Origin of the sequence: Streptomyces sp. NRRL B-24085, assembly GCF_001282115.1 — a bacterium.
Classification (GTDB): Bacteria; Actinomycetota; Actinomycetes; order Streptomycetales; family Streptomycetaceae; genus Streptomyces.
Window position 1 is genome coordinate 1 of record NZ_LJBR01000166.1, and the last position, 18,944, is coordinate 18,944.

Consider the following 18,944-nt stretch of genomic DNA (forward strand, 5'->3'; position numbering starts at 1 on the left):
GGCAGGGGCAGGGGCAGGGGCAGGGGCAGGGGCAGCCGGTGGTGGCGCCGTCGGATTCGGGGCAGCCGGTGCAGCCCGTGCCGTCGGCGCAGGCCGTGCAGCAATCGGTGCAGGAGCAACGTCCGTCTCTTGAGCCCCGGCCGGATCGGGATTCCGCAGGGGCGAATTCAGGACAGGACTAGACCTCACAGGCTGATGAGGTGTTACTCGCTCGTAGTGTTTGCAGCGTGAACGGCCAGTGGTGACCGAGGACCGTCAAAAATGGCGGGGGCGCGCAGCCGTGTTCTACGCGCGTCCGGAAGTCACCCTTGTGCGCTCCCTGCGGGGTTCGGAAGAGTGAGGGCTCGTCAACCAGCCTTCCGGCCCCCGAGACCCCCACAGTCTCCGGGGCCGACCCCCCACAGGAGGACGCGAGTTGCAGCACCGACGCATACCCAGGCGGCGGATCGTCGTGGCGGGCGCGAGTGTCACCGCGCTCGTCGCCGCGGGAGTCACCTTGCAGACTGCGAACGCCAGTGAGACGCCGACCGCGCCGGAAGTGAAGACCCTCTCGGCCCTCGCGGCCGGAAAGCTCGCCTCCACGCTCGGGGAACAACTCGGCGCGGACGCGGCGGGGACGTTCTACGACGCGAAGACCAGGAGTCTCGTGGTGAACGTGCTCGACGAGGACGCGGCACGGACCGTCACGGCGGCCGGGGCCTCGGCCAGAGTCGTGTCCCACTCGCTCGCCGAGCTGAAGAGCGCCCGTACGACGCTCGCCGCCGACGCGACCGTCCCGGGTACGTCCTGGGTGACCGACCCCACCGCCAACAAGGTCGTCGTCACCGCCGACCGCACGGTCTCCGCGGCCGAGTGGGCCAAGCTCACCGAGGTGGTCGACGGACTGGGCCAGGTGGCCGAACTCCGGCGCACGAAGGGGGAGTTCAAGCCCTTCATCGCGGGTGGCGACGCGATCAGCGGGTCCGGCGGCCGGTGCTCGCTCGGGTTCAACGTGGTCAAGGGCGGGGAGCCGTACTTCCTCACCGCGGGGCACTGCACCGAGGCGATCTCGACGTGGTCGGACGCCGGCGGGAACAAGCTCGGCACCAACGAGGTGTCGAGCTTCCCGGGCAACGACTACGGGCTGGTGAAGTACACGGCCGACGTCGACCACCCCAGCGAGGTCGACCTCTACAACGGGTCCGCGCAGGCGATCACGGGCGCCGCGTCGGCGACCGTCGGCCAGTCGGTGACGCGCAGCGGGTCCACGACCCAGGTGCACTCCGGGAAGGTCACCGGCCTGGACGCGACGGTGAACTACGGCAACGGCGACATCGTGAACGGGCTGATCCAGACCGACGTGTGCGCGGAGCCGGGGGACAGCGGCGGGTCGCTGTTCTCGGGAAGCAGTGCGATCGGGCTGACGTCCGGTGGCAGCGGTGACTGCACCTCCGGCGGGGAGACGTTCTTCCAGCCGGTGACGGAGGCGCTGTCGGCGACGGGCGCGTCGATCGGCTGACGGTTCGGTGGTGTGTGAAGTCCCGTCCCCTGTATGTGGGGGCGGGGCTTCCGTGTTTCCCGTCGTCGCCGTCCGTCATCGTTATCCGTTCGAGACCTCAAGTTGCTCACGTCACGCTTGGGGCGGCCGTTACATTTGCGGTTCCTGGGGCTTCAACTTCCCCGTGACCAATGGAAGTTGATCACTCATCAGGTCCTTCACAGGCAATCGTTTCGGGGGAAGCGCTGTGCAGAAGATCCAGCTGACCTATTGGTGGGACGGGCACGAGCCCGGTGACGTCGTGGACGTCGACGACCCGATCGCGCGAGAACTGCTCGGTGTCATCGCGCGGCCCGCGGAGGGCCCCGAGGACGCCGAAGACTCCGCAGACTCCGATGAGTGAGCCGTACGTCACCTTTCCGGACGTCGAGCAGTTGGTCGTCGATCTGCTCAAGGACCGCAGCGAGCTGGCGGGTGTCGTCGTCGACGTGGCGCCGCCCTCGGGGTTCGACGGTTCGCAGCGCGCCGTACTGGTCTCCCGGATGGGCGGCGCCTGGGCGGAGGACCCCCGGCTCGACAATCCGCTGGTCGACCTGGAGGTGTACGGCCCCTCCAAGGCCGCGGCCCACACCGTCTCCCTCGTGGCGCGTTCCCTGATGCTCCAGCTCCGGGGTGTGCGCCACGGCGGGGCGACCGTCGTGGACGTCGTCGAGGAGGACGGGCCGCGCTGGCTGCCCGACTACCGGCACGGCAGTGCCAACCGCTACGTCTCGACCACCCGCCTGGTGGTCCGTCCGGCCTGAACGGCCGTACTCCCGGCGTGACTTCGCCGTACTCCCACATCAGCACGTCATGTCCAACTCCCAGCAAGGAGCAGTGATGGCCGGAACGAACGCCAAGGAGATCCGGGTCGCGGGCAGTGGCCGTGTGCTCATCGCCCCGCTCGCCACCGCACCGCCCGCCGACACCGCCGCGGCGTGGGGCGCCGGGTGGAAGGACCTCGGCTACACCACCACCGACGGGGTCAAGATCTCCAAGAAGGACAAGCTGGACCCGGTGGACACCTGGCAGAGCGTCAGCTCGGCGCGGTTCGTCTACTCCGACCGCGACCTCAGCTTCAAGTTCCAGCTCCTCCAGCTCAACGAGGACACCCTGCCGTTCTTCTTCGGCGGCGGGCAGGTGAAGGAGACGGCGACCGGGTCCGGCCTCTACAAGTACGAGCTGGCGGCCGAGCCGAAGTTCGACGAGCGGATGCTCGGGCTGGAGTTCAGCGACGGGGACGAGGTCAAGTACCGCATGATCGTCGCCCGCGGTCAGGTGACCGAGACGGAGGAGCTCGCGCTCGTCCGTACCGCCCCCGTGAAGCTCGGCGTCACCTTCACCGCGCTGGCCACGGTGGACGGTGCCCCGCTGGCGACCTTCCTCATGAAGGACCCGAACTTCAGCGCGGCCTGATCCCTCCGTACGTCCCTTTTCGTGCCACAGCAAGGAGCTCCACCGACATGGCCCCCTTCAACGTCAACGCCGCCCGTGCCCAGCGCCTCGAAGCAGTCGGAAAGAACTGGGAGTTCGAGGTGGACGGGGATGTGTTCCGGCTGCCCACCGAGTTCCCGCGCAGCATCGCCAAGCAGATCGCCGCGCTGGACGACAACGACATCGACGGGTTGCTGGCGCTGCTGCTCGGAGCGGAGCAGTTCGAGCGCTTCTGCAAGTACGACACCAGTGTCCAGGACGTCTCCGCGATCCTGGAGGCGTACGGCAACGACACCGGCATGTCGCTGGGGGAAGGCTGAGCCTCGGCGCGCTGGTCGACGAGCACGCCGAGGCTCTGGAGGCGGATCTGCTGCGCCACTACGGGGTCGACCTGCTCGACTGGCACCGGGGCCGGCTCTCCTCCCGCCGACTGCGGGTCCTCGTGGAACACCTCCCCGCGGACTCGTCCTTCGCCCGGGCGGTCCACGGCGAACAGGCGGACTGGACGGTGACGGACCATCTGCTGGCGGCGGTCGTGGACCATCTCGCCGTCGCCAACTGGATGTTCGCGACGGTCAACCGGGACGAGGACACGGAGCCGGCGGACTATCCGGAGGCGGTGCCGAGGCCGGGGCGCGGCGGTCCGCGCGGGGCGGGCGCGGCGGACGTCCCGGTCGTCGGGGACGAGAGTGCGGCGACTCCGGCCGAGATCGTGGCATTTCTGAGTTCACCGAGTTGACGGGAGCCGGTGCATGGGTGAGGACATCAGGGTCCTGGTCGACAGGCTGACCGCTCGGGTCACGACTCTGGAGGGCCAGGAGAACTTCACTGCTCGGTTCAAGGAACAGTTCGCGCAGGCATTGAGCGCTGGTGATGAGTTCAAGAAGGCCGTGCAGGGAGAGATTTCCTCCTGGAAGGCGCAGCAGGACGCCGAACAGAAGAAGCTCTTCGACCGCAAATGGCTTCCCGACAACATTCCCGCCACCGGCGCCAAGGCGGAAGCCACCGGTGCCAAGTTGGAAGCCACCGGCCTCAAGGCCGACTTCTACGTAGGGCAGGCGGAGTACGGCCTGTTCAAGCACGAATACAGTCTGACCAAGCTCTGGGAGGACCGGGCCCAGCACAAGCGGGAGCAGGATGTGGACAGGCGGTTGGCCGCCCTGACCTCAGCCGACCGGCAACTGCGCGAACAGCTCTCCTCTCTCAAGACCAAGATCGGCAAGGTCAGTCAGGTCGCCAACGACGGGAATCAGCGCAGCATTTCCGGGCGGACCAAGGTCCAGAATCTGACCGTCGACGTCGCCACGCTCGTCCGGACCCGACGAGCCGACGACCAACGTGTACGCAGCCAGATCTCGTCCCTCAAGAACAGGATCAGCAGGATCAGCCAGATCGCCAACGACGCGAACCAGCGCAGCAAATCCCTGCGGATCAAGGCCAACAACCTGGACCAGCAGGTCAGGGCAGGTCTGCGACGGGTCGAGGCGTTGGAGGACGGTGCCCGGCGGGCGGGCCGGTCCGTCGAGAGCCTGCGCGGCGCCATCAACTCCCTGGAACGGGCCCTGCGGGACTAGGAACCCGCACCCCAAAGACCCCATCGGCGACAACGACGGAGCCAACCCACCATGCAGACGTCACTCGTATCGGTCACCCGGGCGCTGAACCAGATGCGATCCGCGGCCACCAGCACCGGCGGTGCCGTCACCCGTATGCGGACCGCCGTCACCGGGGCCAGCAGTTCCGTCGACCGGCTCAAGAGCTCGGCCACCCAGGCCAGTACCGCCACCGGCCGGCTCCGGACCTCCGCCACTCAGGCGAGCGCCGGGCTCAACCAGGTGCGGACCGCTGCCGCCCGGGCGTCCACTGATGTGCAGCGGGCCGGGCGGAACGCCGCGTCGGGGGGCGGGCTCTTCTCCCGGTTCAGCCAGGGGCTGCGCACCGCCACCACCGCCCAGCGCGGCCTCAACACCGCCATGAAGGCCAATATCCTCGGCGCCATCCTCGCCCTGATCATGCCGCTGATCACCAAGCTCATCGACATGGCGATGCAGTCGAAGACCGTGCAGGCCGTCATGCAGGCGGCCTTCAAGGTCATCGGGCAGGTGGTGGGGACGGTCATGAAGGGGGCATCGGTCGCCATCAACTGGCTGATCGACGCGGGCAAGAACGTCGTCAACTGGCTCAAGGCCAACTGGCCGTTGCTCGTCGCCATCCTCACCGGCCCCGTGGGCATCGCCGTGCTCGCGATCGTCAAGCACTGGGACCGGATCAAGGACGCCGTCGGCTCGGTGCGGGACTGGATCGTCGACAAGTGGAACGCCGTGGTGGACTTCCTGCGGGGCGTGCCCGGGAAGATCTGGGGCTTCTTCGCCGAACTCCCCGACAAACTCCTGCGCTTGGGCGGCGACATCGTCCAGGGCCTCATCAACGGCATCAAGAACTCGGCCTCGGCACTGCTCAACACCGTGAAGAACTTCATCGTCAACACCATTCCCGGGCCCATCCGCAGCATCCTGGGGATCTCGTCCCCGTCCAAGGTGATGATGGGGTTCGGCGGGGACGTCGGAGAGGGACTCGCCCTCGGCATGGAGGGCGCCGGGAACAGGGTGGCCGGAGCGGCCGGACGGCTCGCCACCGCCACCGCGCGCGGGGTGATCGGACCCGGGTACGGCCTCACCGGCACCGCCGCCCGCTCGGGAGGCCGTACGGCAGCCGCGGCGGCCACCGCCCCCGTCACCGTCAACGTCCACCCCCGCCCCGGCCAGTCCGAGTACGAGATCGGCCGGATCACCGCCCGCGAACTCGCCTGGGCGGCCAAGCGATGAGCGGGCGCCAGCTCCAGCAGCCGGTGTTCGAGGTGGACGGCTGGGCCGGGAACACCGTCGACGAGGACGGCGTCGAGTGGTGGGTCACCAGCGAGCAGGGCTGGGCCGCCACCCCGCCCGTCCGGCTCACCCTGACCGACCGCCCCGAACGGCACGGCGCGTTCGACGCCCCCTCCTACCGGGGCCCTCGCGTGGTCACCCTGGAGGGCATGGCCATCGCCCCCGAACGCGCCGTACGGGAGGAGGCCAAGGACCGGCTGGCCGCCGTGCTCGCCGACGGCAGCACGCTGTCGCCGCTCGTCGTCACCGAACCGCACCGCGTGCGGCGGGCGTTGGTCCGGCTCACCGCCGAGACGAAGATCGTCGACCGCAAGTCCGGTGCCTTCGAGTTCTCCCTGACCATGACCGCCCCGGACCCGCTGCGGTACTCGTACGGACTGAACAGCAGCACCTGCCCGCTGCCGTCCTCCACTGGCGGTGTCGCCTTCCCGCTCTCCTTCCCCCTGGACTTCGGGTCCGGCTCCTCCGGTGGCCGGCTGCTCCTGGAGAACAAGGGCACCGTCCCCACCTGGCCGGTCTGGCGGATCGGCGGACCCTGCGTGCAGCCGGTGATCAGCAACACCGCCACCGGTGAGGAACTCGCCTTCGAACTCACCCTCCAGGAGGGCGAGTTCCTGCTCGTCGACACCGACGCCCGCTCGGTACTCCTCCAGGGCACCGCCTCCCGACGGGCCGCGCTGCTGCCCGGTTCGGACTGGTTTCCCCTGCGGCCGGGCGCGACGCCCGTGCTCTTCCGCGCCCGCGACTACGCCCCGGCCGCCCGGCTGACCGCGGAGTGGCGGGACGCCTGGCTCTGACCCCGCCCGCCCTCAGCTAGCAGAAGGAACGCACCCGCATGGCGAAAGACTTCGAGCGCGACTCCGGATGGCTCTCCGGCGGGGTCGTGGACGCCGAGGACGCCCGGCTCGCCACCGGCGTGCTCGCCTCGGCGGCGGCCGACCCCGGCAACCCGATCGGGGCCCGCACGGGCATCAAACCCGGCCCCGGCAACCCCGGCTACGTCGAGGCGGAGGCGACACCCTCGCGCTCTGTGCAGATCCGGCCCTTCCAGGGGGTCGTGCAGGGCACCCGCGCGCCGTACGCGGGCGCGTACCTGATCACGCTCGGCCAGCTGAAGCACCTCGACGTGCTCACCGAGGCCCCGGCCCACTCGTCGTACTCCCGGATCGTCCTCGTCGTGGCCCGGCAGACCGACCGGCAGTACGGCGACGCGAGCGACGGCATGGTGGTGCAGGTGGAGGCCGGGGCACCCGCGCCGACGCCGGTCGCGCCGAGGCTCACCGGCGACTACCTGCCGCTCGCCCAGATCACCGTGCGGGCGAACGCGGGCTCCGTCACCCAGGCGGACATCAAGGATCTGCGGATGTTCACCGTGGCCGCGGGCGGGGTGCTGCCGCTCCAGTCCTACGAGTCGCTCCCCGCCGACGGCCATCCCGGACAGCGGCTGTACGACCTCGAGAACGGCCTCGACCTGGTCCGCACCGGCACGGCGTGGCGTCCCGCGGCCACCGGAGCGGTGGAGTTCTTCGGGCCGGCCGACGCGGGCTGGCCGCGGACCAGCGGCTCGGCCGGAGCCACCGGATACACCTTCAACCAGGTCACCGTGCCAGCGGCGCCGTACCCCCGCATGCTGCTGATCACCGGGCAGATGTATGCGGTGACCTCGGGCGCCGACGAGCGGTGGGACCACGTGGTGCGCAAGCAGGACGGGGCGGCCGTGTCCCTCGCCTGCTTCCACGGCGGCCCTTCGAGGATCACCACCAGCGTCGCCCAGGGGCATTACCTGCTGCCCGCCGCGACACCGCTGGTCCTGACGCAGTACGTCGGCCGGGGCGGCGGCATGACGACCGGTACCGCCAGCGTGGGCTCGGCCGAGGCGCACTACACCGGCCTGCGTGTGATCGCGTTCCCCGTCCCGTGACGCCCCGATCGGAAGAGGCATCCCCATGAGCACGCCCACCCCAGAACGCGACTCCGGCTGGATCTCCGGCGGAGTCGTCGACGCCGAGGACGCCCGCCTCGCCACCGGCGTGTTCGCCGCGCCCGGGCCGAGCCCGGTCCAGGCCCGCAGCGGCGTCCGGCCGGCCACCGGGGACCCCGGCCGGGTCCAGGCCACCGCCACCGTCTCCGGCAAGGTCACCGTCGCCCCCTTCCAGGGCGTGATCCAGGGGACCCGGGCCAGTGCGACCGGCGCCTATCTCGTCACCCTCGGCCAGCAGAAGACCCTCGACGTCCTCGGCACCAACCCCGCCGACTCCGGCAACCCGCGCAACGACCTGGTGATCGCCCGGCAGCGCGACGCGCAGTACGGCGACCCCACCACCGGCATGACCGTGGAACTCGTGAAGGGAACCGCCGCCGCCACCCCCGTCGACCCCGCGGTGACCGGCGACTTCATCCCGCTCGCCCGGATCAGGGTCGCGAAGAACGCCTCCTCCGTCACCGCCGCCGACATCGACGACCTGCGTCCCTGGACCGCGGCGGCCGGCGGCATCCTGCGGGTCTGGGGCGAGGGCGGCCGGCCCACGTACCCCTACTCGGGCATGTACATCCACCGCTGGGACACCAACCACCTGGAGTGGTACGACAGTACGGCGGGCTGGCGGGCGGTCAACAACGACTCCGGCTGGACCACGCTCACCTTTCCCGCCGCCTGGACCGTGTACAACAACGAGACACCGGCGGTCCGCAGGGTCGGCGCGGTCGCCTACCTGCGCGGCGCGATCCGCACCGGTGTCGCCCAGGCCGCCAACCCCACGGTCCTCATGAACCTCCCGGCCGCCTTCCGCCCGGCGGTACGGCACCACTGGTACGCGGTGCTCGGCGGCACCCGGACGGGCGTGGAGGGCATAGTCGACACCGACGGCAACGTGAATCTCTACCCGCAGACCACCGCCCTGCCCGCCGACCAGCTGGTCTACATCAACACCACCTGGCTGGTGGGCTAGTGACCGGCCGCCCGACCCGCTACACCTACTACACCGCCGACCTCGCCACCGGCGCCATCACCGACGAACTCCCCCTGTACGACGCCACGTTCAGCACCGAACTCAACGAAGCCGGCGAGTTTCGCGCCCGGTTGCCGCTGGGCGACCCGCGGGTCGGTGTCCACCGGCCCCGTGAACTCACCGAGCCCGGCCGCGCCGCCCTCTATGTCGAGCGGGACGGCGTGCTCGTCTGGGGCGGGGTGATCTGGACCGTCAAGTACACCTCCGCGGACCAGCACCTGGAGATCGGGGCGGCCGGTTTCCTCTCCTACTTCGACCACCGCCGCGTCCTGCCCGCCGACTTCGACCCGGCCGTCCCCGACCTGGCCTCCGTCACCGTCTCCTTCACCGACCGCGACCAGTGCGACATCGCCCGCGACCTCGTCGCCATCGCCCAGGCGCACCGCGGCGGCGACATCCGGGTACGCCCCGAGGCCGACACCCGCTCCGGTGTCACCCGCACCCTGGTCTACCCCGGCAGCGACCTCAAGAGCACGGGGGAGGCGCTGCGGGAACTGGCGAGCCTGGAGGACGGCCCCGACTTCCTCTTCGACATGGCGTACGGCAGCGACGGCCGTCCCGTGCGCCGACTGCGCGTGGGCACCCCGCACCTCGGCCAGCAGGGCACCCCGCACGTGTGGGAGTACGGCGCCAACCTCATCGGCTACACCTGGCCGGCCGACGGCGCCTCCACCGCGAGCCGGGTCTTCGCCCTCGGCGAGCAGGGCGAGGCCGGCCAGCTCGTCGCGGTCGCCGAGGACCCCGCCACCGGGCGCCCGCTCACCGAGACCGAGGTCTCCTACGTCCATCTCACCGACCCGGAGCTGCTGCGCTCCCAGGCCCGCTCGGCCCTCGCCGCCGTCTCCGCCCCCGTGGTCCTGCCCGAGCTGACCGTGCGCGCCGACCTGGAGCCGGTCCTCGGCTCCTACCAGGTGGGCGACGACGCCCTCGTCGTCATCAAGGACGTGTTCTTCCCCGAGGGCGTCCGGTTCGGCGTACGGATCACCGGGATCGAGGTCACTCCCGGCAACGACGCGGGCGAGGAGCAGGTCCAGCTCACCGTCACCCCCGCCACCGACATCCCCTGAACCCGAGGAGCACCCCGTGACCAGGATCAACCGCCCCGACACCCTCCTCACCGAGCTCCGGGACATCAAGCGGCGCCTGCACGCCCTGGAGACCGCGCAGCGCGCGACGGCCGCCGGGGCCCCGCAGGGCGTCGTGGGCGAGCCCCGCGGAGAGGAATCCGCCGAGACCGACACATCCGGGTCCGAATAGCCGTTTCCGCAGGTGGGAGGCGACTCGAACGCTGTCGTACGCATGTTCGGTTTTTGGTCTATGGTGGAGGTGGGGCGATAGGGAACTGATGTTCGACAGCGGGAGGTGCGGATGCCTGGCTTCACTCATCTGCACACCGTCTCCGGGTTCTCCCTGCGCTACGGCGCCTCGCACCCGGAGCGCCTCGCCGAGCGCGCCTCCGAGCGGGGCATGGACGCCCTCGCGCTCACCGACCGCGACACCCTCGCGGGCACGGTCCGGTTCGCCAAGGCATGCGCGAAGGCGGGAGTGCGTCCGTTGTTCGGGGCGGATCTGGCCGTGGAGGAGGCCGAGCCGGCGGGGCAGGAGCGGCGCCGTGCTCCCGTGCGCGGAGGTGCCTTCGTCGACGAGTCGGCTCCCCGCGCCACCTTCCTCGCCCGGGACGGCGCCCGCGGCTGGGCCGACCTGTGCCGGCTCGTCACGGCGGCGCACGCCGACAAGGGCGAGCAGGGCACGCCCCTGGTGCCCAGGGCCGAGAACCGGGGGGACGGGCTGACCGTGCTGCTCGGGCCCGACTCCGAGGTCGGCCGCGCCCTCGCCGCCGGCCGCCCCGACCGGGCCGCCCGCCTCCTCGTCCCCTGGCGGGAGACCTACGGCGACGCACTGCGCCTCGAAGCCGTCTGGCACGGACGCAAGGGCACCGGCCCCGGCTCCCTGCGGCTGGCCGCCCGTACGGTCGGATTCGCCGCCGAGCAGCGGATCCGGCCCGTGCTCAGCAACGCCGTACGGTACGCCGACCCCGGGCAGGGCCCGGTCGCCGACGTCCTGGACTCCGCCCGCCGCCTGGTCCCCGTCGGCGCCGTCAAGGAGCTGGACTCGGGCGAGGCCTGGCTCAAGGACGCGGGCGCCATGCTGGCGGCCGCCGAGCGGATCGTCGAGGCCGCGGGCTTCCGGCGCGACACCGCGCACCGGCTGCTGGAGCAGACGCAGGCGACGGCCGCCGAATGCCTGGTCGACCCCGAGGACGACCTCGGGATCGGCACCGTCCACTTCCCCGAACCGCACCTGGTCGGCGCGGGCCGGCGCAGCGCCCAGCGGGCCCTGGCCTCCCGGGCGGCGGCCGGGATGGTGCTGAAGGGGTACGCGGGCCGGCGCGCCTACTGGGAGCGGATGCACGAGGAACTGGACATCATCGCCCACCACGGCTTCGCCTCCTACTTCCTGACGGTCGCTCAAGTCGTCGACGATGTACGGGAGATGGGCATCCGGGTCGCCGCACGCGGTTCCGGCGCCGGTTCCCTGGTCAACCACCTGCTGGGGATCGCCCACGCCGATCCCGTCGAACACGGGCTGCTGATGGAGCGGTTCCTGTCCACGCGGCGGCTCGTGCTGCCCGACATCGACATCGACGTGGAGTCCGCGCGCCGCATCGAGGTCTACCGGGCGATCATCGGGCGGTTCGGGACCGAACGGGTCGCGACCGTCTCGATGCCGGAGACGTACCGGGTGCGGCACGCGATCCGGGACGTGGGGGCGGCCCTCTCCATGGACCCGGCCGACATCGACCGCATCGCCAAGTCCTTCCCGCACATCCGGGCGCGGGACGCCCGCGCGGCCCTGGAGGAACTGCCCGAGCTCAAGGAACTCGCGGGGGAGAAGGCGCGGTACGGCAGGCTGTGGGAACTGGTCGAGGCTCTCGACGCCCTTCCCCGGGGGGTCGCCATGCACCCGTGCGGGGTGCTGCTCTCCGACGCGTCCCTGCTCCGCCGCACCCCGGTCGTGCCGACCAGCGGCGAGGGGCTGCCCATGTCGCAGTTCGACAAGGAGGACGTCGAGGACCTCGGGCTGCTCAAGCTCGATGTGCTGGGCGTGCGGATGCAGTCGGCGATGGCGCACGCGGTCACGGAGGTGGAGCGGGCGACGGGGGAGCGGGTCGACCTGGACGCCGTGCCGCCGGGCGACCCGGAGACGTACCGGCTCATCCGGTCCGCCGAGACGCTGGGGTGCTTCCAGATCGAGTCGCCGGGACAGCGGGACCTGGTCGGACGGTTGCAGCCGGCCGGCTTCCACGATCTCGTCGTGGACATCTCGCTCTTCCGGCCCGGTCCGGTCGCCGCCGACATGGTCCGGCCGTTCATCGAGGCCCGGCACGGGCGGGCGCCCGTCCGGTACCCGCACCCCGACCTGGAGGGGCCGCTGAAGGAGACGTACGGGGTCGTCGTCTTCCACGAGCAGATCATCGACATCGTCGACATCATGACCGGGTGCGGGCGGGGCGAGGCGGACCGGGTGCGGCGCGGGCTGTCCGACCCGGAGTCGCAGGGCCGGATCCGCTTCTGGTTCGCCCAGCACGCGGCGGCGAACGGATACAGCGCGGAAACGATTCAGCGGACCTGGGAGATCGTCGAGGCCTTCGGGTCGTACGGCTTCTGCAAGGCGCACGCGGTCGCCTTCGCCGTCCCCACGTACCAGTCGGCGTGGCTGAAGGCGCACCACCCGGCGGCCTTCTACGCCGGGCTGCTCACCCACGACCCCGGGATGTACCCGAAGCGGCTGCTGCTGGCGGACGCGCGGCGGCGCGGGGTGCCGATCCTGCCGTTGGACGTGAACGAGTCGGGGGTCGCACACAGGATCGAACTGGTGTCTGATAATCCTTCGGTGTGGGGCCTGCGGCTCGCCCTCTCCGACGTGCACGGCATCAGCGAGGCCGAGGCGGAGCGGATCGCCGCGGGGCAGCCGTACTCCTCGCTGCTGGACTTCTGGGAACGGGGGCGGCCCAGTCGCCCGGTGGCCCAGCGGCTGGCCCAGGTCGGCGCGCTGGACGCCTTCGGCGCCAACCGGCGCGATCTGCAACTGCACCTGACCGAGCTGCACCGGGGCGCCCGTGCCGGCCGCGGCGGCCAACTCCCCTTGTCCGGAGGGCGGAAGACGGCCTCGGTCGGGCTGCCGGACCTGTCCTCCGTGGAGAAGCTCAGCGCCGAGCTGGGAGTGCTGTCGATGGACGTCTCGCGCAACCTGATGGACGACCACCAGGAGTTCCTGGGCGAGCTGGGCGTGCTCAGCGCACGACGGCTGCGCGAGGCGCGGCACGGCGAGACCGTGCTGGTCGCGGGGGCCAAGGCGGCCACCCAGACACCGCCGATCCGGTCCGGCAAGCGGGTCATCTTCACCACCCTGGACGACGGCACCGGCCTGGTCGACCTCGCCTTCTTCGACGACTCGCACGACACCTGCGCGCACACCGTCTTCCACTCCTGGCTGCTGCTGGTGCGCGGAGTGGTGCAGCGGCGCGGCCCGCGCAGCCTCAGCGTGGTGGGCGCGGCCGCCTGGAACCTCGCCGAACTGGTCGAACTGCGGGACGGGGAGGGCCTCGACGCGGTGGCGGCGCGGCTGGCGGAGCCGGTCCCGACCAGGGGCGGTGACCCGGCCGGCGATCCGACCGGCGGCCGGCGAATCCAAATGCCGACGGGATACGAACTGCATCCATGGGCCGATCTGCGACCGGCGGGTCAAGAGGCCTCACCGACAAGGAAGTTGTGGCACCAGAGTCCGGGGAGTGCGGGATGACCATCCTCTGCGTACGTTTCCAGCTGCCGCCGACGCGGGAGGCGGCCCTGCCCGAACTGCTCGGTCTCCTGGAGGAGTTCACCCCGGTCGTCGAGGCGCTGCCGCCGGACCGGGCCCTGGCCGACCTGCGGGGCGCCGAACGGTACTTCAAGCGGGACGCCGTCGAACTGGCCTCGGTGATCCGGGTCCGCGCCCTCGCCCTGCACGGCGTCGACTGCGCGATCGGCGCCGGACCCGGACCGATGCTGGCCCGCATGGCGCTGAAGGACGCCCGGCCGGGGGTGACCCGCTCGGTTCCCGAGGGCGGGGCGTCGGACTTCCTCGCCGGCCGGCCCGTCGCCGCGCTCCCCGGCGTCGGCGCCGCGACCGCCCGCACCCTGTGCGAGTACGGCCTCGACACCCTGGGCCGGGTCGCCGCCGCACCCCTGTCCACGCTCCAGCGGCTGGTCGGCGCGAAAGCGGGCCGAGAACTGCACGAGAAGGCGAACGGCGTGGACCGCGGCCGGGTCGTCCCGAACGGCGTCTCGCGATCCCTCGCCACCGAACGCCCCTTCACCCGCGACGAGCTGGACCCCGACCGGCACCGCCGCGCCCTGCTCTCCGCCGCCGAGGAACTGGGCTCCCGGCTGCGTGCCCTCGACAAGGTCTGCCGCACCCTGACCCTCACCGTGCGCTACGCCGACCGCACCGCGACCACCCGCAGCCGCACCCTCGGTGAACCGACGGCCCATTCGGCGGCCCTCACCAGGGCGGCCTACGGCATGTACGAGGCGCTCGGTCTCCAGCGTGCCCGGGTCCGCTCCATGGCCCTGCGCGCCGAGGGCCTGGACGCCGCCGAGCAGGCCTCCCACCAGCTCACCTTCGACCCCACCGACGAGAAGCTCCGCCGCATCGAGGAGGCCGCGGACCGCGCCCGGGCCCGGTTCGGACCGCTGGCGGTGCTGCCGGGGACGCTGGCCGCGTAGGGCAGGCCCGGGTCAGTTGGCCCACGGCGGGGTGATCCGGGTGCCGTCCGCCAGCGTCGCCTCCAGACCGACGGAGGTGGTGACCCAGGTGAGGGCGGTGTGGTCGGTGGGGTTCTCGACGGCGAAGGCCGCCCCGGGGGTGACGATCACCGTGTCGCCGGCGGTGACCCGGTGAGCGGTGCCGTCGAGGGTGATCAGGAGTTCGCCGATGAGCAGATGGAAGATCTCCTCACGGCTGACGGTGTGCGTCGGCGCCTTCGTCCCCGCGGGGATCTCGCCCCGCCAGGCGCAGAGCTCCTTGGAGCCGCTGAGGGGAGTGGCGTACGAGACGAAACGGGCGCCGTGGATCTCATGGGTGACGGCCTCGGACGAGCGGACGACGGGCATGGGGCCTCCAGGTCGAAAGATGGTCAAGCAGGTTGACTATATGGGCCTATGGTCAAGCTGCTTGACCAATTCGTCAAGGGTGTTTCAATGCGTGGGTGCAGAACTCCGAAGCCCTCGCCCTGTCCGCCGCCCTGCTCGCCGCCGCCGGCGACCTGACCCAGCGCATCAACGACGGAGTCGTCGCCCGGGGCTTCGAGGCCCGGCCCGCCTGGGGGTTCGCGTTCACGCGGCTCGCGCCGGACGGGGCCACGGTCACGGAACTCGCCGCCCACCTCGGGGTGACCAAACAGGCCGCGAGCCAGCTGGTCGACGAGATCGTGCGCAAGGGGTACGCCGAGCGGCGGCCGCACCCCGGGGACGCGCGGGCCCGGCTCGTGGTGCTGACCGAGCGGGGATGGGCCTGCACCCGGGCGGCGGAGGAGGCCGCCGCGGAGGCCGTGCGGGCGTGGGTCGACGTACTCGGTGAGAGTGAAGTGCGCGCGTTGCGCGAACGGTTGGGGCGGATCGCTCCCTATGGTCCCATCAGGCCCGCCTGGTGACGGTTCATCAGCAGACGCGTACGCGACGGTTAGCACTGGAAGTTTTTACTGACGCGTAACTTCACAAGTGCACTACTCGTCCGTAACTTTCGAATTGAACAGCATCCCGTGATCCGGGTCACAGGGCGTACGGCCATCGCACCTTCCCCTTGAGCCGCAAGGAGATCACCCGATGCTGCCCTGGAACAGACTGCTCAGACCCCTCGCTGCCCTGCTGCTGACCGCCACGGTCGCCGTCGTCCCCGCTGCCGCCGCCCACGCGGCCGACGCCCCGAGCAGCGGCTGGAACGACTACTCCTGCAAGCCCTCCGCCGCCCATCCCCGCCCCGTCGTCCTCGTGCACGGCACCTTCGCCAACTCCGTCGACAACTGGCTGGCCCTCGCCCCCTACCTGGAGAACCGCGACTACTGCGTCTTCTCCCTCGACTACGGCCGGCTCCCCGGTGTGCCCCTCGTCCACGGCCTCGGCCCCATCGACAAGTCGGCGGAGCAGCTGAAGACCTTCGTCGACAAGGTGCTCGCCGCCACCGGCGCCGCCGAGACCGACCTCGTCGGCCACTCCCAGGGCGGTCTCATGCCCCGCTACTACCTCAAGTTCCTCGGCGGAGCCGCCAAGGTGAACGCCCTCGTCGGCATCGCACCCGACAACCACGGCACCACCCTGTCCGGCCTCACCAACCTGCTGCCGTACTTCCCGGGTGTCGGGGACTTCCTCACCACCAACACCCCCGCCCTCGCCGACCAGGTCGTCGGCTCCGCCTTCCTCACCAAGCTCAACGCGGGCGGCGACACCGTCCCCGGCGTCAGGTACACCGTCCTCGCCACCAGGTACGACGAGGTCGTCACCCCGTACCGGAGCCAGTTCCTCAGCGGGGACGGCGTCCACAACGTCCTGCTCCAGGACCTGTGTCCGCTCGACCTCTCCGAGCACGTGGCCATCGGACTGTTCGACCGCATCGCCTTCCACGAGGTGGCCAACGCCCTCGACCCGGCCCACGCCACCGCCACCACCTGCGCGTCGGCGCTGAGTTGAGCGGCACCGGGGCCTGTCCGGCCTGAGCCGCCGGTCAGGCCCCGGAGTTCCCTCGGTCAACGGCCGTGCCGTGCACCGCCGTTCGCCGCGCGCCGGCGTACCGAGCCGAACAGGAGCGCCGCGCCGGCCGCGAGCGTGGCGGTGCCGCCCATCGCGAGGTACGAGGTGCTGCCGTCGCCGCCGGTCTCGGCGAGGTGCTGCGAACTGCCCGCCGGCCGGACGTCGTCGGCCGGACGGCTCTCCGACGCGGCGGCCACCGGTTCCGCCGACGTACCGGCGTCGTCGTCACCGTGCCCGTGGTGCTCGATGGTCGACTTCTCGGTGCCGTCCTCGATCTGCTCCTCGGAGGGCGCGGAGGCGCTCGGAGCAGGCGACGCACCGCCGGCCGGGGCACCGGAGTCACCGCCCCCGAACGTCACGTCCGAGCAGGAGTAGAACGCCTCCGGGCTGTCCGAGCGCTGCCAGACGGCGTACAGGAGCTGCCTGCCGGAGCGCTCGGGGAGCGTGCCGGAGAACGTGTAGAAGCCGCCCGAGGCGACCGGGTCGGTGGCCGTCGCGACCGGGTTCGACAGGTCCAGGTCGTCCCAGGCGAGCGGCTGCGCCGGGTCGTAGCCCGGCTTGGTCAGATACACCTTGAAGGTGCCCTTGTGCGGGGCGGTCACGCGGTACTTGAAGGTGTACGAGCCACTGCTCACGCTCGTCGCCGGCCAGTCGGCGCGGGCCAGGTCGAGCCCCTTGAACTCGTCGTTGTTCGCGCTGCACAGCCTGCCGTCCGGGATGAGCTCCTGGTGCCGTCCGTTCGCGTCGCCGATGCGGATGCCGTTCCAGTCGTAGAGCGCCTGGGTGCCTCCCGCCGCGACCGCCGCCCTGCACGCGTCGGACCTCGGGCTCTCCGGGCCCTCCGCGTAGCACTGCGAGACCCGGCTGACCGGGTCGCCCATCGAGCCGTGCGCGGACGCGGGGGCCGCGGCCAGCGCGGTCAGGGCGAACGGGGCGAGGCCGACGGCGGCGACGGCTGCGGCCTTGCGGCGTGCGGGCATGGGGGATCTCCTCGGAACCGGTACTGATGCGTGCCGGAACAAAGAAACCCCGAAATCCCCGGCCTGTGACGGCCCGTGGCGATCTTTATGGCCCTCTTAAGGGAGTGCTGAGACGGAGATCAGGTAGGTAGCGTGCGCGCATGACGAACGAGGAGATCCGACGCGCCGAGGCGGCCGACGTACCGGCCGTGAAGGCCGTGACCGACGCGGCGTACGAGCACTACATCGAGCGCATCGGGCAGGTGCCGCAGCCCATGCGGCGGGACCACGCGGCGAACGTGGCCGCGGGGCGGGTGTACGTGACGGGCGACCCCGTGACGGGGCTCGTGGTGGTCGAGGAGCACCCGGACCATCTCTACCTCGACAACATCGCCGTCCATCCCGACGCCCAGGGGCGGGGCGTGGGCGGACGGCTGCTGCGGTTCGTCGAGGCACACGCGCGTGCGCGGGGACTGCCGGAGGTCAGGCTCTACACCAACGCGATGATGTGGGAGAACCAGAAGATCTACCCGAAGTTCGGTTACGAGGTCGTGGAACGGCGAGTGGACGGGCCCTACGACCGCGTCCACTACCGCAAGCGACTGGTCTGACACGGAGCATGCCTGCCGCCGTCAGCCGTCCGGCCACCAGGTCCGCGCGATGTCCTTGCGGACCTCGGGTCGTCCCGCGGGGCGCTCGTCGGCCTCCTCCGGGAGTCGGCGGGCGTCAGTCCTCTTCAGGGGCTTCTGCACGGTGGTACGGCGCATGGCTGCCTCCTTCAGTGCCTACCGAGTTCCGCGTTCTCACGGAGGTAGACCCTTTGGAGGAGAGTTCCTCATCGCTCAGCGGTCTGTCAGTGGCGGTTGTCACGATCGGACTGTCAGTGGCGGGTGTCACTCTTGGGCACATGACGCAGAACAGTGGTGGTGGGGGCGCGGAAGGCGTGGACTGGGACGCCGAGGCGGCGTCCTTCGACGAGGAGCCGGACCACGGGTTGCGGGACCCCGAGGTGCGCGCGGCCTGGGCCGAGCGGCTGCGGGGGTGGCTCCCGGCGCGCGCGTCCGACGTCCTCGACCTCGGGTGCGGGACCGGGAGCCTGTCGCTCCTCGCTGCCGAGCAGGGACACCGGGTGACCGGGGTGGATCTCTCTCCGGCCATGGTGGAGCGCGCCCGGGCCAAGCTCGCGGGGCGTGACGCGGTGTTCCTGGTCGGTGACGCCGCGCATCCTCCGGTGGGGGAGCAGCGGTTCGACGTCGTGCTCGTGCGGCATGTGCTGTGGGCGCTGCCGGACCCCGGGCGGGTGCTGCGGCGGTGGTGGGGGCTGTTGCGGCCGGGCGGGCGGCTGGTGCTGGTGG

The 18,944-nt window shown here is 71.2% G+C and carries 22 protein-coding genes; 19 read left to right on the top strand and 3 right to left on the bottom strand.

The window, feature by feature from the left end:
* Positions 1–415 precede the first annotated feature (415 nt).
* The 15 genes from AOJ26_RS19600 (at position 416) to AOJ26_RS19660 (ending at position 14,611) form a co-directional block, all read left to right on the top strand.
* Complete coding sequence (locus AOJ26_RS19600) at positions 416–1,498, top strand: S1 family peptidase (protein ID WP_053849613.1); 1,083 nt, start codon at positions 416–418, stop codon at positions 1,496–1,498.
* 226 nt (positions 1,499–1,724) lie between these two features.
* On the top strand, positions 1,725–1,880 hold the full coding sequence (locus AOJ26_RS43880; RefSeq protein ID WP_179200189.1) for a hypothetical protein: 156 nt from the start codon (positions 1,725–1,727) through the stop codon (positions 1,878–1,880).
* Positions 1,873–2,280, top strand: coding sequence for a hypothetical protein (locus AOJ26_RS19605; protein WP_053849614.1), 408 nt, complete (start codon positions 1,873–1,875; stop codon positions 2,278–2,280). Before AOJ26_RS43880 ends, AOJ26_RS19605 begins: the two co-directional genes overlap by 8 nt.
* A gap of 76 nt (positions 2,281–2,356) precedes the next feature.
* Positions 2,357–2,932: a hypothetical protein gene (locus AOJ26_RS19610; RefSeq protein ID WP_053849615.1), complete on the top strand. Its 576-nt coding sequence runs from the start codon at positions 2,357–2,359 to the stop codon at positions 2,930–2,932.
* A gap of 47 nt (positions 2,933–2,979) precedes the next feature.
* Complete coding sequence (locus AOJ26_RS19615; protein ID WP_020139388.1) at positions 2,980–3,270, top strand: hypothetical protein; 291 nt, start codon at positions 2,980–2,982, stop codon at positions 3,268–3,270.
* A 122-nt stretch (positions 3,271–3,392) separates the two neighbouring features.
* On the top strand, positions 3,393–3,689 hold the full coding sequence (locus AOJ26_RS19620) for a DUF5361 domain-containing protein (protein ID WP_234358613.1): 297 nt from the start codon (positions 3,393–3,395) through the stop codon (positions 3,687–3,689).
* A gap of 13 nt (positions 3,690–3,702) precedes the next feature.
* Complete coding sequence (locus AOJ26_RS19625; RefSeq protein WP_053849617.1) at positions 3,703–4,524, top strand: hypothetical protein; 822 nt, start codon at positions 3,703–3,705, stop codon at positions 4,522–4,524.
* Positions 4,525–4,575: 51 nt separating this feature from the next.
* Positions 4,576–5,775 (top strand): hypothetical protein, encoded by a 1,200-nt coding sequence (locus AOJ26_RS19630; RefSeq protein ID WP_053849618.1) that lies wholly within the window; start codon positions 4,576–4,578, stop codon positions 5,773–5,775.
* Positions 5,772–6,632, top strand: a complete 861-nt coding sequence (locus AOJ26_RS19635) for a phage distal tail protein (protein ID WP_053849619.1) — start codon at positions 5,772–5,774, stop codon at positions 6,630–6,632. Before AOJ26_RS19630 ends, AOJ26_RS19635 begins: the two co-directional genes overlap by 4 nt.
* A gap of 38 nt (positions 6,633–6,670) precedes the next feature.
* Positions 6,671–7,756 carry a hypothetical protein gene (locus AOJ26_RS19640; protein ID WP_053849620.1) on the top strand — a complete coding sequence of 362 codons (1,086 nt, stop codon included), beginning with the start codon at positions 6,671–6,673 and terminating at the stop codon, positions 7,754–7,756.
* Positions 7,757–7,781: 25 nt separating this feature from the next.
* Positions 7,782–8,783, top strand: a complete 1,002-nt coding sequence (locus AOJ26_RS19645) for a hypothetical protein (protein WP_053849621.1) — start codon at positions 7,782–7,784, stop codon at positions 8,781–8,783.
* Entirely contained in the window at positions 8,783–9,910 is a 1,128-nt protein-coding gene (locus AOJ26_RS19650; protein WP_053849622.1) for a hypothetical protein, read from the top strand. Before AOJ26_RS19645 ends, AOJ26_RS19650 begins: the two co-directional genes overlap by 1 nt.
* A 16-nt stretch (positions 9,911–9,926) precedes the next feature.
* Positions 9,927–10,100 (top strand): hypothetical protein, encoded by a 174-nt coding sequence (locus tag AOJ26_RS43885; RefSeq protein ID WP_179200188.1) that lies wholly within the window; start codon positions 9,927–9,929, stop codon positions 10,098–10,100.
* A gap of 111 nt (positions 10,101–10,211) precedes the next feature.
* Positions 10,212–13,646: a DNA polymerase III subunit alpha gene (locus AOJ26_RS19655; protein WP_053849623.1), complete on the top strand. Its 3,435-nt coding sequence runs from the start codon at positions 10,212–10,214 to the stop codon at positions 13,644–13,646.
* On the top strand, positions 13,643–14,611 hold the full coding sequence (locus AOJ26_RS19660) for a DNA polymerase Y family protein (protein WP_053849624.1): 969 nt from the start codon (positions 13,643–13,645) through the stop codon (positions 14,609–14,611). Before AOJ26_RS19655 ends, AOJ26_RS19660 begins: the two co-directional genes overlap by 4 nt.
* Before the next feature lie 12 nt (positions 14,612–14,623).
* Here AOJ26_RS19660 and AOJ26_RS19665 read toward each other — a convergent pair whose 3' ends face one another.
* Complete coding sequence (locus tag AOJ26_RS19665; protein ID WP_053849625.1) at positions 14,624–14,998, bottom strand: cupin domain-containing protein; 375 nt, start codon at positions 14,996–14,998, stop codon at positions 14,624–14,626.
* A 95-nt stretch (positions 14,999–15,093) separates the two neighbouring features.
* Here AOJ26_RS19665 and AOJ26_RS19670 point away from each other — a divergent pair, with 95 nt between their 5' ends.
* Both AOJ26_RS19670 and AOJ26_RS19675 read left to right on the top strand, forming a co-directional pair.
* Positions 15,094–15,537 (top strand): MarR family winged helix-turn-helix transcriptional regulator, encoded by a 444-nt coding sequence (locus AOJ26_RS19670; protein ID WP_053849626.1) that lies wholly within the window; start codon positions 15,094–15,096, stop codon positions 15,535–15,537.
* 172 nt (positions 15,538–15,709) lie between these two features.
* Positions 15,710–16,570 carry an esterase/lipase family protein gene (locus tag AOJ26_RS19675; protein WP_053849627.1) on the top strand — a complete coding sequence of 287 codons (861 nt, stop codon included), beginning with the start codon at positions 15,710–15,712 and terminating at the stop codon, positions 16,568–16,570.
* Between the two features lie 56 nt (positions 16,571–16,626).
* Here AOJ26_RS19675 and AOJ26_RS19680 read toward each other — a convergent pair whose 3' ends face one another.
* On the bottom strand, positions 16,627–17,610 hold the full coding sequence (locus tag AOJ26_RS19680) for a lytic polysaccharide monooxygenase auxiliary activity family 9 protein (protein WP_053849628.1): 984 nt from the start codon (positions 17,608–17,610) through the stop codon (positions 16,627–16,629).
* Between the two features lie 140 nt (positions 17,611–17,750).
* Here AOJ26_RS19680 and AOJ26_RS19685 point away from each other — a divergent pair, with 140 nt between their 5' ends.
* Positions 17,751–18,200, top strand: a complete 450-nt coding sequence (locus AOJ26_RS19685; protein WP_053849629.1) for a GNAT family N-acetyltransferase — start codon at positions 17,751–17,753, stop codon at positions 18,198–18,200.
* Positions 18,201–18,221: 21 nt separating this feature from the next.
* Here the strand turns inward: AOJ26_RS19685 and AOJ26_RS44935 are convergent, their stop codons facing one another.
* Positions 18,222–18,356, bottom strand: a complete 135-nt coding sequence (locus AOJ26_RS44935) for a hypothetical protein (protein WP_020117828.1) — start codon at positions 18,354–18,356, stop codon at positions 18,222–18,224.
* A gap of 140 nt (positions 18,357–18,496) precedes the next feature.
* Here AOJ26_RS44935 and AOJ26_RS19690 point away from each other — a divergent pair.
* Positions 18,497–18,944, top strand: a 448-nt coding sequence (locus tag AOJ26_RS19690; protein ID WP_053849630.1) for a class I SAM-dependent methyltransferase, incomplete at its 3' end; no start/stop codon positions are given.